The sequence below is a fragment of the Segatella copri genome, from assembly GCF_949820605.1.
Lineage (GTDB): Bacteria > Bacteroidota > Bacteroidia > Bacteroidales > Bacteroidaceae > Prevotella.
On the sequence record NZ_CATKVU010000001.1, the window covers coordinates 69,086 to 84,338 of the forward strand.

A 15,253-nucleotide genomic window follows, 5' to 3' on the forward strand; every position below is an offset into this window, starting at 1 on the left:
AATGTTATATATATGGCATTTGACATGATTGTAACTGAAAGGAGGGATTATGTCTTGTTGACGGAGTCTCTTCTGGTTAGATTTGTTTAAAAATCGAAAAAGTCCATTTTTTAATACTCTTTATCCACAGTAAACATTGGGGAGAAAGTTGTATTGCTATAGGGGATGGATGCTTATACAAACTTTATTATCTTTTTTTGAATTATGGTTTATATTCCTAAAAGTGTAATTGAAAAGCTAAATGAACTTTCCTGTGAAGAGGTTGCTGAAAAATTAGGTATTGTAGTGAAGTATCATAGAGCATTGTGTATTGCACATGATGATCATCATCCTAGTATGGGGTTCTTTGGGGAGAACCGTAATCGTTGGTATTGCTTTGCTTGCCACAATAGTGGCAATGCTATCAAATTTGTTGAGACCGAATTAAATTTGAGTTTTGTCAAAGCATGCGAATGGTTATGCAGTCAGTTTGGGATTTATCTGGAAAATGTGCCTAGAAGATCAAAAACTCTGGTTATACCAAAACGAATAATAAAGAAACCTGTAGAGAAAGAAAAAATATTTGTTACCGAGGTTGCACAGTATATTCTTAATCATTGTAATCTGACTGCTACAGGAAAGAAATTCTTGTTTGATGAAAGAAAATTAAATCCTACAGTCATTAAGTCTTTAAACATCGTGTCTCTAGATGAGCCTTGGGAACTTCTAAAGAAATTGAAAGATTCGTTTCCGCAAGAAACGTTAATAAAAAGTGGATTTATATCCCAAACACTATATCTTAGTATATTTACTCCGTGTTTGATAATTCCATATTATGACGTGGATTGTAATTTAGTGGGACTGCAAACACGATATTTAGGGGCTGCAGACAAGAAAGTGCCTCGTTTCCAGTTTATTTCGTCTCAGAAAACTAGACTTTATAATTTACCGGTTCTAAATACGCTGGAAAGAGGGGATGATTTGTATATCAGCGAAGGTATTACAGATTGCCTGGCATTGTTGTCTGCGGGTAAAAAGGCTTTGGCGATTCCGAGTTCTACTATTTTACCAAAACTGGATTTGATGATGTTGGACAAGTTCCGCCTGCACATGTATCCAGACAATGATGATGCCGGGCGAAAGGCTTATGAACAGCTTCAGCGTTTCTTTATTAATCTCTGTGTTTTTTTGAGATGTGAAAAACTGCCGCTAGAGGTAAGTGACTATAGTGAATATTATAAGAATAATTATGCCACAGGAAAAGAATAATAAAAACAAGATTCCAGCTTATTCTGCTTTTTTGTTTAAGCTTGATATTCAAAAACAGCTTGAAGAAGAGGAAGATGGAATAGACGAGGAGACAACGAAAGAAAATGCGCATAGTGATTCTTTTGGAAAGGATATTTCTATTCGTAATAAAAAGCATCAATTAAAGGTTCTGAACTTTTTTTTGAATCTTCTTGTAGATAATGTTGACAAAAAACGGGATGTGAAACAAATCGTAAAATTGATAGTAACTCAAGATGAGCCGCTTTTTGGATTTGCATACTTTGTATCATGCAATTCTCAATTTGGTAATACTTGGAGCTATTTAAGAAAACAAACTATTGGCTATCAGGAGAAGCTGGTTGATTTGTTTTTCTTTTTTACTAACATTGTAAAAGCTGTCAACCAATTACAAGAGCTAGACGCTGAGTATAAAAAGGCAGAATTTATATTTAATGATCTGTTCGTCTTATCTTTTAATGAATATGCTCGCCCCAAAATGACTTTGGAATGGAGTAAGTTTGATCATCTTCTTCATGTAAAGGATGGTTTTACGATTGCGGTGAGAAAAGACAAACTGATGTTGTTTTCTATGTATTGTAAGTTTGTGGATGAAGAACAGGATGATGTTCAACAACGGCCTATACTTGTCTTTATAGACAAACTAAAAAAAATATGGAAGGGGTATTTTCATGAATAGTGTTGTTTCAAAAATCGATAACCGTAAGAAGAATAGCTTGAAAGACAGTATTGTAAGTTATGAAAATATTTATAATGCTATTTACTGTTTGGAATCTTATGTCTTTGAGAAAGGTCTTCTAGATTGTGTGAATCCTGTAATAGGAACAAGTGATAATATCATAGCAAAAAATGACCTTGAACTATTCTATGCTTTGGGTGACAAATATAATTCAAAGCTAATTCTGGAAGTGATACAGGCTTGCGAGAAGCGACTTAATGAAATTTTGGATACTGAGAAGAAAGTTCTTTTCGACATTTCTGTATATTTCAAGATGAAGAAGGTTGAAGGGAATAAATTGGTTTATCGACCGATGCACTCTGCCCGTTTGATAGATATGATCTGCATGGTTTGCATTTTGGCAAAATTGATGTATGATGATTCAAATGGGATACGTAACCTTTCTGAACTGTCTAAGCTGATTCCACATAATTTCTATGGCAATCTGCCTAGCACTGATGTAAAATACTTGTTTAAAAACTGGAAGAATCAATATAAGTCTTTTTCTGATGATGTTGTGCAGCATTGTCGTACCTATCAGAATAGCCATCGCTATTTGACAGAGGTATGTCTTGACATACAAAACTTCTTTCCAACGGTTTCCCCTAAGTATCTATATAATCTGATTGTAAATAAGCTTTCCGCTACTTTTGGTAGTGAAAATAATTGTAAGGGTGATATTGAAACTTTAAAAGTAGCGATTGCGAAGTTACTTTATTTTGATATTGATAAGACTTACCTCGAATCATGGGCAGATGAATATTATATGAATAAGACAGAGAATATAAGTGACTTCTATATGAATTGTGGCATTCCACAAGGTTTGCCTCAGTCATATTTCTTTGGTAATCTCTGCATGCTGGCTGTTAGAAAGGAAATGATGAGGAAAGAAATATTCGAAGGAGATGCTTATTTTTATGTGGATGACTCTGTAATTTATATAAAGTCAGAACTGGACAAGAGTGAATTTAATGAAAGGATAAAACGGCTCAATGGCTCATTAGATAAATTTTTTAATGATAAGGATAGTGCAATAGTTCGTTAATAATTCAATAATGTGCTAAGCAGCTATACGCTGTAAGCACGAGAGATCTTTGAAAATCTTGCTAATTAAAGTTCGGTTCGGGGTGTACCCACTTGCTTTAAAAATTCGTTTCACCAGATAAATGTTGGTCATCAGTGACTTGAATGAAGACATAGAATATTCCATTCCCATCTCCTTCATAGTTACCTTGGCAACATTTAGTGATGTGAACGAAGCATTGAAAGCAAAATCGAGTTTCCATTTATCGCGAGCCTGGCAGTCCATAAGACCAGTATAGCCTTTGGCGTCACGAAAGCAAAATTCGATCTGGAACCTGGTTCTATAATAAAGAAGTACCTCTTCACCCGAAAGTGAGGTGTCTGTAGAGAAGAATAGTTTCTTCTTGCCATTCGGCATCTGCCAGATGACAAGTCTAACTTTACACTTGAGTGCCTTGGAATAGGCAATCAAAGTATAAGCTGTTCCTTCTATATCTTTCATTTCCATCTTCTCCATTCGAGTGAGGTCAAGATTCTTCATATCAATCTTGCCATCCTTGGTCTTTGGGCGACCACGTTTTCCAGTACGTGGACCAGCATAGACATAAAAGAGACAAGCATTGTCACGAAAGCGGCTTATCAAAGAGAACCCTTCTTTCTTTATCCCATTAACAAATGTACTTGTAGAGAAGTAAGCATCTGCAACTATGAGGGTTGAGAGTTTGAGAAGTTCATTGCGGTAACGCTTAATGACGCCGATATAGAAATCTACCATAGTCTTGTTTCTAAGACTCAGTTCTTTATTACTTAGCGACTGGTGGGCTCTTAACATCATGCAGTCTTTGGCAACAATATCAATGAGTCCAATACCCATGATTTCGAGACCATGTTTAACAGACTGTGCACATCCCGACCAAAAACGACCGATATGTGGAGTCTTCTTGCCAGCTTTGCTGATGTAGCTGGGATCAATGGCAATAGCCCATCTTCCCTGTTTACCAAAGAAGCGCTTGGCAAGTGAGACATTAAGTTTGAGCCAGTCAATGCTTTTCGACTTTTTTAAGCCGAATGCGTTGCGATAGGTTTGCTCAACATGCGAGCCATACCTCCCCATTTGGGTGAAATTTATCTTTCTTGGTATTACCATGAACAAAATTATCACCTCGATGAGTATTTTCTCGAAACTTTTTGTTAACTTTGCAGCCGAATCTTCAACTGCATCTTTAAAGATATCCATATATTGGTCAAGTCCTGTATTCATATAATTTTGCGTTTGTCGTGATTTGCAAAGTTACTGAAAATCAGCGACTTGACCAACTTTTTATAGTTAAGTTTTCATAAATATTTCTTAATATAAGTTGTTGATTTACAGACGATTAAATATTAATTTAACGCAGTATTGATAGTGAAGACTGTGATGTTTATAATTTCCTGCCAGCAAACTGTAAGAAATTCCAGGAAAACTTAATATATAAGGTGCATTTTCATGAGGATGGAAAAAGCTCATGTAGTTATATAGATGATGCTGATAATCATCTAGAAGGTATTGAGAATATACCTAGGGAAATATCTAAAACCGGCGGCATGTTTTGGAGTTTAGATGATATAGATGATTCTATTTCATTCAAAAAACTTTGTGCAATCCAAATGGTGGTTGATGCAGAAATTCAAAGACTTAAAAAGAAAGAGGATGATTCGAATGCTGGTAAGGGTCAGATGAAAGAGAAGGATATTTCAAGACTCAAATGGTTGAAACGATACAAAAAATACTTCCTTTATCGTGTAAATCTCTTCAGATTGAAAACAGAATCAAATTCTGGAGAAAAAATGATGGAGGATTTTGTTCAAAAGATACTAGATGAAGAAAATAAATATAAAAAAGAAAATGATAGAGAAAGTCTAAATGCGTTAAAGGATTTTCTTGAAGCAACCGAAGAGGAAATCTTTCAGTCGAAATATCGGTTGCTTATAGAAAAACTTTCTTCATCAAATGCGGATAAAATAGGAGAAGTAGTTAGAAATTTTGAATCTTTATTTACTCAAAAAGGCGAAACAAAGAATCTATATTATCGTAAGGATGTAGAGAATTCTCTTGCGATGAAGGAACTTTATTTAGATAAATATGCTTCGCTGAAACGGGGGATGAATGGAAACTATAGAGGAAATAGGGATTTGAAGCAGGCTACTCAATTTGAGAAATTTAAAGAGTTCCTGGATAATATAAGTAACTTGGAGAATCTGCATAATCAGGAGGATTTAAAAGATTATTCTGTTTTGGGAATAGAGAAATATACAATATTCGTAGATAAGAACTCTCCTGATTTCCGACGTAAAATATTGAATGCTTATTATTCCGAATCGATAGGTGTCAGATGTTCTGACGATTATTCGTTTGTAAAATCCAACTCAAAGAAATTATGTTATACAGAGTTGCGCATCTTGTTGAGGTTGAGAAACCCACATTTTGATTTCGACGATTTCGTTGCATTCGTGAAAAATATCAACAATGAAGATATTTCTAATCAGATGAATGTTGATATGTCGCTTTTAGGGGTGTTGGGTACATTCATCTCCTTCGTTAAGAATCCTGATTGGATAGATAGCTTGATTCAGACTCATCGAATCACCAAGGGCTTGTGGTATAATGGTTCAAAATTCTTGAACTCTTATACCTTGCACAATGAAGAGCATGCTGTGACGTTAGTCAATAATGCGGTACACATTGTAAGAACCATAGATTATTTCGTGTTAAAGCCAATTGATTACTATATCTTGTTTTTATCATGTTACTTGCATGATATTAGTATGGTTATTCATCCTGACTTATATATTTTAGGTTCTGCCAATAGCAATACATTTGACTTTGTATCAGAGCAAATCCTAAAAATGCAAAATGCTGTTGACGAGTTCTTCAAGTTGGGCGAGGATAATCCTGTGCATAATGATGAGATAGAGAAAAAGAGAAAAAGAAATGTTCATTTTAAGGAAGCAGGCAATCATCTGGTAGAGGTATTTGAAGCTGTATATGATTTTTTTAGTGATAGAACCAGAGTAAGGCATCACACGGAAAGTGCTGACTTTATCCTATCTAAGGCCCATTCTTTGTTGAGTTATTTGGAACCTACACTTGTTTCTTTTGTTGCTAAGGTTTCTGAGAGTCATTGTTGGGATTATAAGGATGTGTATGGATTGAAGTCTAGGGCCCAAAGAGATACGGTAAGTCTGAAATATTTAATGATACTGATTCGTTTGGCTGATCTTTTTGATGTTGCCAACGATCGAGTCAATTATCATTTGTTGCGCCAGAACATAAGTTTCATGGCTGGTATTTCAAGATTCCATTGGATTTCACATCTAATTACCGATAAGCTCGAGTTTGATGCAGATTATGAAACTCCTTGTTTGGATGAAAAAGGTAATTTTATAGAGCAGAATATCTACATGCCTTTATATGATAAACCCATAACGGAGATTCTCATTGTCAGGTTGTATTTAAATGTAAAGTATTTAACAACCATCAATAATACAGAAAAATGCGAAGGATGTAACTGTTGTTTGAATGATGGAAGGATAGAGATAAATATAATGGATGGGCCTGAAAATGTTAATGACATTCAGTGTGAGAATGACAAATGTACCCTGATATGTCGTTGGATGATGAAAAAGCATGAATGGTTAGTTCAGGAGTTGAGGGCTTTGAATGAATATCTTTATTCCGTCAATAATCCTTTAATACAGACAAAAATCAAGCTTGAGATTATATGTAAGAATGACATGAAGCTAGATGCAGACTTGTTTGATGATGTATCTGCTTTTCTTAAAGTAGAATAGAAATTGATAAACTATCTATAACAAAGAAGCTTATGAGCGACGGGAGAAACTTTACTTTCATCGGCATGGCAAAGATAATGAAAAACGAATTGATATGAATGTTCAAAAGCAATTTGACACAGTTACAGGTGCGTTAAACATCTTTGATATGTCGTACTTGATTTCTGGTACGACTATGTTGGGTGTTTTGATATATACTTTTTCTAGCTTTAAAGATTTTGTGTTTCATAAGGAGCAAGTAACATTATCTGTGATAGTATGTATTGTTATCGCATATGTGTTGGGGATGATAAGTTGGATAGCGGGTAAGCAAATTCGCTATTGGCTGATGAAGCATTTTTGGGAAAGGGATAAAGATGCCGATTTTGAATTTATGTTTTCTGAGGCTGCGACACATTTTACATTCAAAGATGAGTTGATTACAAAACTGATAGAGGAAAATAAGAAAGTTGCTTTTTCGTATATGTGGATGAGATTGGACAACTATCAAGATGAGGATTGTCGAAATCGGTTTGTGTATATTTCTCGTTTTTGGGTGTTGAGAGCGATATATGAGGGATTGATGCTGCCCGTCTTGTTGTTGTTTGTGAGTTTACTAATCAAGCATTTTACCATGTGGAGAAGTTGGTTTGAGGTTTTCAATCAGTGGCAAAGCAACTGGAGTGATAAAGTGATATACAGCTGGGCAGAGAATATTATAGTATTTATTCTCGGTGTTTGTATCATGGCTACTTTCACATATTGCATCATGAATTTACTTGCTAAAGAGGCAAGAAGGTGTGCTAATACGCAGATAAGGGAAGTAATTGTGGCGTATTATCATCTAGTGGAGGAAAGAAGCCCTGGAACAGAAGAACAAGGGTAACTGGGTGATTGGAGGATATGCGGCAATGCCAAGATACTCTTCGACTGGTATCGAGAGGGACTGAAATAGTGATGATTTTGGGAAAAGCTCCTCTCCCCAATGATGAGTTTGTTTTTGGGGGATGGGGATTTGTACAAATATTACCTTACGAGAATGCAAGAGCTGGGTGGATGGGAGGATAGTCGTAAGGAATCCACAAATCGGGTGGACTAATTATATTGTTAAATTTTAATTTCTTTAAAAAATGAAAAAATTAAAATTAAATTAGGTCGGGCATAAGATTGCCCGACTCATCGACAAAGTGAAAGGGCAGAGTTTTGAGGAGTCTGCCAAGTGTATAATCGCAATTTTGAATTTGTCAAGAATTGCAATCAAGTTGTACTTTGGTATTCCAATTGACCTTGTTGACGTGTTCAACGCTGGTCAAGATGTCATGTCGATTGTGTAGTACATCAAACAGGTGATTCAAACTCATGTTTGACACCGGGGAGGCGGTTCGCCGTCTCCTTTATTATGTTTTTTACAAGAGTTCATTATGAAATATTCTATTGAACAATCAGAAATAACAGAAAGAACAGAACAGATAAATAAGTTTGCTCTATTGGTTGATTTGTTTAATAATAAAGCCGTTGACAGAGAAACATTCATGGCTGAATTATCGAAGATTGAACAAACAGACTGGGCAAAAGAAAGTCTGTTTAATCAGTTGATAGGGTATTGTGTTCTTGGAGATGCTTATGGAATTCTGAAAAGCCGGGAATTGGATTTCAGAAAGGCATACTATAATAACGAATATGTCTATAAGGAAGTAAGCTACTACCATAATGTACAATATTTGATTACTCGTGTGAAAAAAGAAAAATGGGCAGCATTGTATCCTAATGCTTTCAGAACATCATGCCGTGCTTATTTGTGTTTAGCTAATGCATATGATCATCTTGGAAGATTCTGCGAAGCTCAACAATACTACAGAATGGCTTTGTTGGATACTTGCAATACGCAGGAAGTAGAGAGAAATCAAGGTTTTGCCTATGCTAACATGCATAGCTTTTGGACTGACGAAGAACCATTTATTGTAAGAAAAGCTCAGCAGATAATAAGAAAGTACCAACAGTTTTATGATAGTCTTTCACCTTATTTCAGACAGATTTGTTCATGGCCCTCTCCTTCATTGGATGCACCTTTAGTTGATTATAACAATATCCAAGATGGTGAATACGAGAAATGGATATGTCATCATTATTTAAGAATCAATCGTTTTAATGATGTTGAACCTGATTCTATGCTGTCACTATGTGATAATGTGAAACTTCCTGTCATAGTTGACACCCCAGAGAAAAAAGCTCTTTATGAAAGCACCTTTGAAGAAATCAAAGGTAGTTTCATCAGCACCAGGAAGATTCTATATTCTATCATAAATGAGGATAAGAACAGTGTGAATATGGAGATGCTGAAAATGGCATATAAGAACTTTTATTTCATATTCGACAAGATAGCCATGTTCTTATCCAATTATCTTGATATTAAATTAAAATCCTATGAGGTAGATTTTGCCAAAATATGGAATTGTAAGAATGGAGATATTCGACAAGAAATCTTGGCACATTCACAGAATATGCCTTTATTAGGCTTGTATAACATCAAGTTGGATGTTTATGGAATGAAAACGGATTGGTATGTTGTTGATGAACAAACAAAGGACTTGAAAATGCTACGCAATTATATGGAGCATAAGTCGATAATTATTAAGGACGAGCCAATGTCCCATACTGAATACCAATTAACCATTTCGAAACAAGAATTGGAACTCAATACTATTAGGTTGGCGCAACTTGTTAGATGCGCCATCATATATTTGTGCAATTTTGTTATGCACGCTGAATATGACAAACATGGCTCATGAAAGATATTGACATGATAAATATAGAACGCCCTTGGATGAAACCAAATTCTAAGGAGGATTGTAATGAAGGAATGGCTTCTCGTGGATTAAAATTGGTTGGGCTGAAATTGTATTCTCCCAATGAAGAGAATGCTATTTACCATGCAAAAATGATGCAAAAGTCCCTGTATGGTCGTGAAGATTGGCTGTATATCAATGAAGGCTTTTCTATATCAGGCGATGTTGAGAATGGTTTTAATGTAGCAATTCGAGAGGATGCTTTTGATTCCGAATTTCTGCTATACTCACCAGACCATGGAGTGAAAGTGAGTATAAGTGCCATTGTAGGTCAAAATGGTACTGGCAAAAGTACCATTATAGACATGATATTGAGGACTCTCAACAATCTTTCGGCTGCTATTTTGGGTGAAACATTCAATTATTCGAGCGCCCAGCATCTTCATTACATTGACCATGTGTATGCTTCGGTTGCCGTCTATTTGGACCATGAGGTAAAAGTTCTTACCGTAAAAGGTAGAAATGTCTGTATATCAACTGTTGACGAGAATAACCATTGTGACACTATCAAAATACTTGAAGAACAATCAGAGGGAGATGTTGATGAACCATTGAAATACCAAAATGGCAAACATGCTTATCTAAGTGGATGGTTTTACACCATTGTAAGCAATTATTCTCTCTATGCTTTTAATTATAGAGATTATGAAAGTGAGAGAACGTCTGTTGCAAAACTAGAAAGGTTATATGGCGATATCGAACATTTGAAGAACGAGGATTATTTTTGGCTCAAAGGGGTGTTTCACAAGAATGATGGCTATCAAACTCCTGTTGTAGTTCATCCCATGCGTGAAGAGGGCTATATCAATGCAAGCAAGGAAAACATGCTTGGGAAGAATAATCTTGTAAATCTTGCGTTTTACGAAGTCCCAAAAACGGATGAAGAAGGAAAGAGTATTCGCGAATTCCCTTTGCGAATCATCAATAATACATATGAGGTTGTAGGTTTCACGTTTAAATATAAGGAAGAAAATGAATATGAGGGATTCGAAGAACTTTATTTAGGCAAACTTCTCTCTGCAAATAAGAATAAAGACGAGAAAGAATACCTGAAACAAAGATTTGTTTCTATGGTAAATCCGATTTGTAAGTTTTGGGCAAAACAGATGCGCCTCATTCTTAAAGAAGATATTGAGACCTTGCCTAATTTAAAACGACAGGCATGGGAATATGTGGCATACAAGACATTGAAGATTATTCAAACATATAAACCATACGAAAGAGATTGGGAGTGGTTAATTGGTGACAGATATGATGAAAAGAAGATAAAACGTTATATACACGATTTACTCCATGACCAGACTCATAGGACGAAGAAACTTCGTCAACAATTAGCTTTCTTGGTATTTCTAGATACAGAAGAGTATTATGCTATTCGTACGGGAGTCGTTCTTGCCAATGACGTAGATGGATTCATAAAAACAAATGAAGGTAGGTTCTTTTACGAAAGTGAAAAGAAATGTGATAAACCAACTACTGATTTCAAATTTCAAAAGGAAGACCTATTACCTCCACCTATTGCAGAAGTTACATTGATGATTGTAAAACGTGATGACAAGAAGGCGTTTGAGAGTAAATCCAAGTCTGTTGGGCTGATACCATTTACCGGATTAAGTTCTGGAGAAAGGCAAATTGCCTATACGTTAGGGAATGTGTTGTATCATCTGGTCAACATAGACTCAACAGTACAAGATGATTCCATAGAAAAAGAACATTTGTCATTTCTTAAGTATCATCACGTATGTATGCTTATGGATGAAGTTGAACTGTATTATCATCCGGATTTACAACGTAAATTTGTGGAACTTCTGCTGAGTTCAATCAACTCAGTACATCTTAAAAATATTTATGACATCAATATAACTTTAGTTACTCATTCACCATTTGTGCTGAGTGATATACCGCGAAGCAACATCCTATGTCTGCAAAAAGGAGAATGTGAAAAACAACGTGGGCAAACATTTGGAGCTAATATTGTTGACATGCTAAGTGAATCTTTCTTTTTGCAAGGGACAATGGGTGAAATAGCTCAATCATGTATCAATGAAGTTGTTGAGTTTTATTTCAAGCACAGAAGGTATCAAGAATCGCTAAGAGATAACGAAAACAAGCAAGAATTGCATATTGATGATATGGAACTGAATAAAGCTTTCGAGAAGCAGAAATCCAAATTTAATTATGTTACCAGTATCATTGGTGAAGAGTATCTTCAGAGGGAACTTAGGGAAATGTATGATGAGTTAGTGGATTTTTATGACAACGAAGAATGAAACCAATTGAATATCCATCCAAAGGGAGTAAAGAATTTGCAGATTTAGTCAATGACTATATAGGCCTTTTCGCTACTGATTTAGCAGATAAAGTTACGAAACGAGGAAGAAAAAGACTTGGACTCGAATCAAAATGGGAGAATTGGAAACGCAAATACAGATGTGTCAGAGCATTGAATAATTCTGTTGCTGACTTATTGACTATGGATTTCGAAGACTTGGCATTATTCTATGAGGCATTTCTTCGAGTTTGTTCCAAAAAGAGAATTACATCTAAAAGTTTACATGACTTACATGAGATTTTCAAGTATACGAATAAATACGATTCCAAAATTTCCGCATTTTTTAAGAAGCATGCTGATGGACTAAAGATTTATACATGCCATTATTGTGATATGGCTTATATCAATGTATATACAGAAACTGGTAAAGGTGTAGCCAAAAGACAATTTGATATAGACCACTTTTTGCCAAAAGGAAAATGTCCTCCTGTAGCGTTGTCATTATTCAATTTCGTTCCTTCATGTCCTGTTTGCAACGAGCGAATAAAACGTGAAGACTTACCATATGTGAATCTTAATGAACTGAAATTTCTTAGTCCTTCGTCCTTTGCTTTTGATTTACACAAAAGGATTAAAGTTAAGTTAGGTCACTTAATAAGTCCGCGCAAGGATTTCATTTATTTTGTTGCAAAATACCCTTATGACAGATATGTTGATTTTTTTCACTTGCAAGAGCGATATGATTATCACAAAATTGAAGCGTTGCGATTGGAGAAACTTAAAAAGAACTATTCAAGGAGTCAGATTGCACAGATTGCTAAATGCCTACACCGGGCAGAAAAGGAAGTGAAAGAGGATATTTTCAATCAAAGATATATGCAGAATAGCCATCGTTGTTTTGCTAAATTTACCATTGATATTTTGAACAGATAAAAATTATGGAGCCAAACAACACCCAACACAAATCATTCCTCTGGCACCTCGACTTTGAGCCATTCACATGGCATACCTTCTACGGAGAGCAATGACCGCCATTTGTTACCGAAGAGAACAAGGAGGCATGGCGACGGTATCTGACAAAAGTCATCAAGATGCATCTGAAGGCAGAGGTGATGAATACACCTGAATTCAGAGATATTGAACTCAGATAAGGGAAGAGAAGCTGTTGCGCATTAAATGGGACGAGAAGAGAAAACGGTCTATGGAGAAGCAACGTTATCGCGCCAAGATGGAGTGACCGAGAATCAACTATATTCCCAAAGGGCTGAGCGTAGACAATGACGAGGAATACTCCAAATATCTGATGCAGGAAGTAAGCTTTGAGCCAAGAGACAATGATGACTTTATGGCTCAGCTGCGACTGTTGGAACGATGGCACAAGAAATCCATCCCACAGATTTTGGCCAAGAACAGGCCTGATGCTGCCTATGGCATCGCCATGGCGCTGTGCAAGCATATACCACTGCTCATCAACCGAGATGACATACAAGAACTGGTAGGCGAAAACAAAAGACGTATCGGTAAACTGATATTCGACAGCTATCAAGCCCTGGTGGAAGCTGTCAAGATATGGAACAACGAGGAGAAACGACAGGAGGTATGCCGCTATATCAAAGAGACGGCAGGACAATACCCCAATCATCGAGGCATGAAGAAGAAGTTGATGGACTTGATGCCTGAGATACCATTTGAAGGAGAGCCGATGGCTGTGACTCGTGAGCCAAACGACATGGAGAAATCACTCCTGTAAATCATCAACTACGCCAATAATGAAACAGAAACAATGAGAGAAGCACCTATAATTTTACCAGTGTTCACAACCAGCGTGCCTTTGGATTTTCCGTCTGAAGGCACGTTTGCGTTCAACAAAAAGACCAACAAGCAGTTGGAAGTGACGGTGAGAATCAACGAACACCAGTACTTCAACATGAACTTCCTGAACCATGACGGATATATCATGGCATGTTGCCGATGGGCGCATGTACTTGATTTTGCTGAGAATGGTTATGACCGTTTTGAGCGCATCATCAAGAAACATTTTCGGAAGAAATATCCTGTCATCAGCAGTCTGTATGGACAGCATACCGATACGGCTGAGGACATTCATATCTCCTCCATCGGCTTTGAGGGTAATCCCAAGGAATGGTATATCTCCATGCGCATCTATGGAGAAAAGTTCGATGACCTGTTGCATGGCAATCTGCTGATGAACGTGCCCTTTGCCTCTGCCGTGGGTAATCTGTGCATGGCAAGCGTGGACGTGTTCAAGGAAATCATGAAGAGCGATGCCAAGCAGCCGAAGATATTGCTGAAGGAGTTGACTGGTATTGACGAGATAGACAAGAACTTTGACTTCGGCAATTATCTGGATGCCCGAAATCCTGAGACGGGCGAGATCATATCGACAGCAAGAGAGGATGGCAAGGCTTCGGGGGTGGACTTGCCGAAGGAAATGGAGATGCCTCAGAGTATGGAGGTTTATCCTGTCATCTGCTATCTTCCTATCTTCATGAAGTCGCTGAAAGACATGGATTTTGTCACATTTTGCAATGCCTTGTATTTTGAAATTCATGGCATGATGAGCAAGTTGGAGCAATTTGGGTTCTTTTCTTCCGATGAGTTGGGGGAATTGGAGAAGAATATTGCTTGCTTGGGTGAGAAGGTAATTGCTGGAGAAGATGCTGCTGCTGAGCGGGAGTTGATTTCTTCAACAGTTTATCAGTTGTTATCGAAGATGCGCGACTTATTATTGGATGAGAAATTTCAGGTGAAGGAGACTCTGGAAGGTAAGTTGGCCTTGGAACTGGACGTCTATATCAGGAAGCTCATCTGGAGGAAATGGGACACTACCTATCTGGAAGAACAGATCAAGCAGGAGAATGAGATTGCTGCGAAGGTGGAGGCAGATCAGGTTCTTGTCAAGAAAAAGAGTGCTGAATTGAAAACCGTCATGGAGGGCATGTCATTCAATGCCTTTTTGGTGTTCCACAGCAAGATAAACGAATTGATGAAGGTTAGGAAGGCTACTTTGATTAAGTATGTTTTCCTTTCCTCAGAGATTTTGAATGATCATCAGCGTAATTGGGCGGGTGCCTACTACTGGCACAACAAGGAGTATGATGAAAGGCAATATAGGAGGTTCAGGTGTCAGGCTGAAAGCCTTGTCATCCTATTTTATGAAAGTATCCTGAGTGGAACGCTCTATGACAATCATGCCAGAACGAGATATGCTAAAAAGATTTATGGCATGATAGAGGAACTGATGAACAGAGACTGGAGCAAAATGAATGAAACGCTTAAATAATTCTATTGGGTGAT

General features: G+C 36.9%; 11 protein-coding genes. 10 read left to right on the forward strand and 1 reads right to left on the reverse strand.

The window, feature by feature from the left end:
- The first annotated feature begins 204 nt into the window (after window positions 1-204).
- Genes RCO84_RS00355 through RCO84_RS00365 form a run of 3 tightly spaced genes read left to right on the forward strand, consistent with a single transcriptional unit; the run spans window position 205 to window position 3,029 of the window.
- On the forward strand, window positions 205-1,248 hold the full coding sequence (locus RCO84_RS00355) for a CHC2 zinc finger domain-containing protein (RefSeq protein ID WP_144155075.1): 1,044 nt from the start codon (window positions 205-207) through the stop codon (window positions 1,246-1,248).
- Complete coding sequence (locus RCO84_RS00360) at window positions 1,229-1,945, forward strand: hypothetical protein (protein ID WP_287801685.1); 717 nt, start codon at window positions 1,229-1,231, stop codon at window positions 1,943-1,945. The genes RCO84_RS00355 and RCO84_RS00360 overlap by 20 nt, the downstream gene beginning before the upstream one ends.
- Window positions 1,938-3,029 carry a hypothetical protein gene (locus tag RCO84_RS00365; RefSeq protein ID WP_317583407.1) on the forward strand — a complete coding sequence of 364 codons (1,092 nt, stop codon included), beginning with the start codon at window positions 1,938-1,940 and terminating at the stop codon, window positions 3,027-3,029. The genes RCO84_RS00360 and RCO84_RS00365 overlap by 8 nt, the downstream gene beginning before the upstream one ends.
- Before the next feature lie 15 nt (window positions 3,030-3,044).
- Here RCO84_RS00365 and RCO84_RS00370 read toward each other — a convergent pair whose 3' ends face one another.
- On the reverse strand, window positions 3,045-4,268 hold the full coding sequence (locus tag RCO84_RS00370; RefSeq protein WP_264902789.1) for a transposase: 1,224 nt from the start codon (window positions 4,266-4,268) through the stop codon (window positions 3,045-3,047).
- Window positions 4,269-4,483: 215 nt separating this feature from the next.
- Here RCO84_RS00370 and RCO84_RS00375 point away from each other — a divergent pair, with 215 nt between their 5' ends.
- The 7 genes from RCO84_RS00375 (at window position 4,484) to RCO84_RS00405 (ending at window position 15,239) form a co-directional block, all read left to right on the forward strand.
- The gene (locus tag RCO84_RS00375) at window positions 4,484-6,838 is read left to right on the forward strand and encodes an HD domain-containing protein (RefSeq protein ID WP_317583408.1); all 2,355 of its coding nucleotides are present in this window, start codon (window positions 4,484-4,486) and stop codon (window positions 6,836-6,838) included.
- Window positions 6,839-6,932: 94 nt separating this feature from the next.
- A complete protein-coding gene (locus tag RCO84_RS00380; RefSeq protein ID WP_144155069.1) occupies window positions 6,933-7,703 on the forward strand; it encodes a hypothetical protein in 771 nt (256 codons plus the stop codon).
- A gap of 535 nt (window positions 7,704-8,238) precedes the next feature.
- Entirely contained in the window at window positions 8,239-9,606 is a 1,368-nt protein-coding gene (locus RCO84_RS00385; RefSeq protein WP_144155067.1) for an LA2681 family HEPN domain-containing protein, read from the forward strand.
- The gene (locus RCO84_RS00390; RefSeq protein WP_144155065.1) at window positions 9,603-11,933 is read left to right on the forward strand and encodes a hypothetical protein; all 2,331 of its coding nucleotides are present in this window, start codon (window positions 9,603-9,605) and stop codon (window positions 11,931-11,933) included. The genes RCO84_RS00385 and RCO84_RS00390 overlap by 4 nt, the downstream gene beginning before the upstream one ends.
- Entirely contained in the window at window positions 11,930-12,868 is a 939-nt protein-coding gene (locus RCO84_RS00395; RefSeq protein ID WP_144155063.1) for a hypothetical protein, read from the forward strand. Before RCO84_RS00390 ends, RCO84_RS00395 begins: the two co-directional genes overlap by 4 nt.
- Window positions 12,869-13,238: 370 nt before the next feature.
- The gene (locus RCO84_RS00400; RefSeq protein ID WP_144154775.1) at window positions 13,239-13,685 is read left to right on the forward strand and encodes a hypothetical protein; all 447 of its coding nucleotides are present in this window, start codon (window positions 13,239-13,241) and stop codon (window positions 13,683-13,685) included.
- Between the two features lie 33 nt (window positions 13,686-13,718).
- Window positions 13,719-15,239 carry a hypothetical protein gene (locus tag RCO84_RS00405; RefSeq protein WP_317583409.1) on the forward strand — a complete coding sequence of 507 codons (1,521 nt, stop codon included), beginning with the start codon at window positions 13,719-13,721 and terminating at the stop codon, window positions 15,237-15,239.
- The last annotated feature ends 14 nt before the right edge of the window (window positions 15,240-15,253 follow it).

Bases quoted from the DNA above. Each gene is read 5' to 3' on its own strand.
- RCO84_RS00355 (WP_144155075.1), top strand. From the start codon at position 205: ATGGTTTATATTCCTAAAAGTGTAATTGAAAAGCTAAATGAACTTTCC.
- RCO84_RS00360 (WP_287801685.1), top strand. From the start codon at position 1,229: ATGCCACAGGAAAAGAATAATAAAAACAAGATTCCAGCTTATTCTGCT.
- RCO84_RS00365 (WP_317583407.1), top strand. From the start codon at position 1,938: ATGAATAGTGTTGTTTCAAAAATCGATAACCGTAAGAAGAATAGCTTG.
- RCO84_RS00370 (WP_264902789.1), bottom strand. From the start codon at position 4,268: ATGAATACAGGACTTGACCAATATATGGATATCTTTAAAGATGCAGTT.
- RCO84_RS00380 (WP_144155069.1), top strand. From the start codon at position 6,933: ATGAATGTTCAAAAGCAATTTGACACAGTTACAGGTGCGTTAAACATC.
- RCO84_RS00385 (WP_144155067.1), top strand. From the start codon at position 8,239: ATGAAATATTCTATTGAACAATCAGAAATAACAGAAAGAACAGAACAG.
- RCO84_RS00390 (WP_144155065.1), top strand. From the start codon at position 9,603: ATGAAAGATATTGACATGATAAATATAGAACGCCCTTGGATGAAACCA.
- RCO84_RS00395 (WP_144155063.1), top strand. From the start codon at position 11,930: ATGAAACCAATTGAATATCCATCCAAAGGGAGTAAAGAATTTGCAGAT.
- RCO84_RS00400 (WP_144154775.1), top strand. From the start codon at position 13,239: ATGCAGGAAGTAAGCTTTGAGCCAAGAGACAATGATGACTTTATGGCT.
- RCO84_RS00405 (WP_317583409.1), top strand. From the start codon at position 13,719: ATGAGAGAAGCACCTATAATTTTACCAGTGTTCACAACCAGCGTGCCT.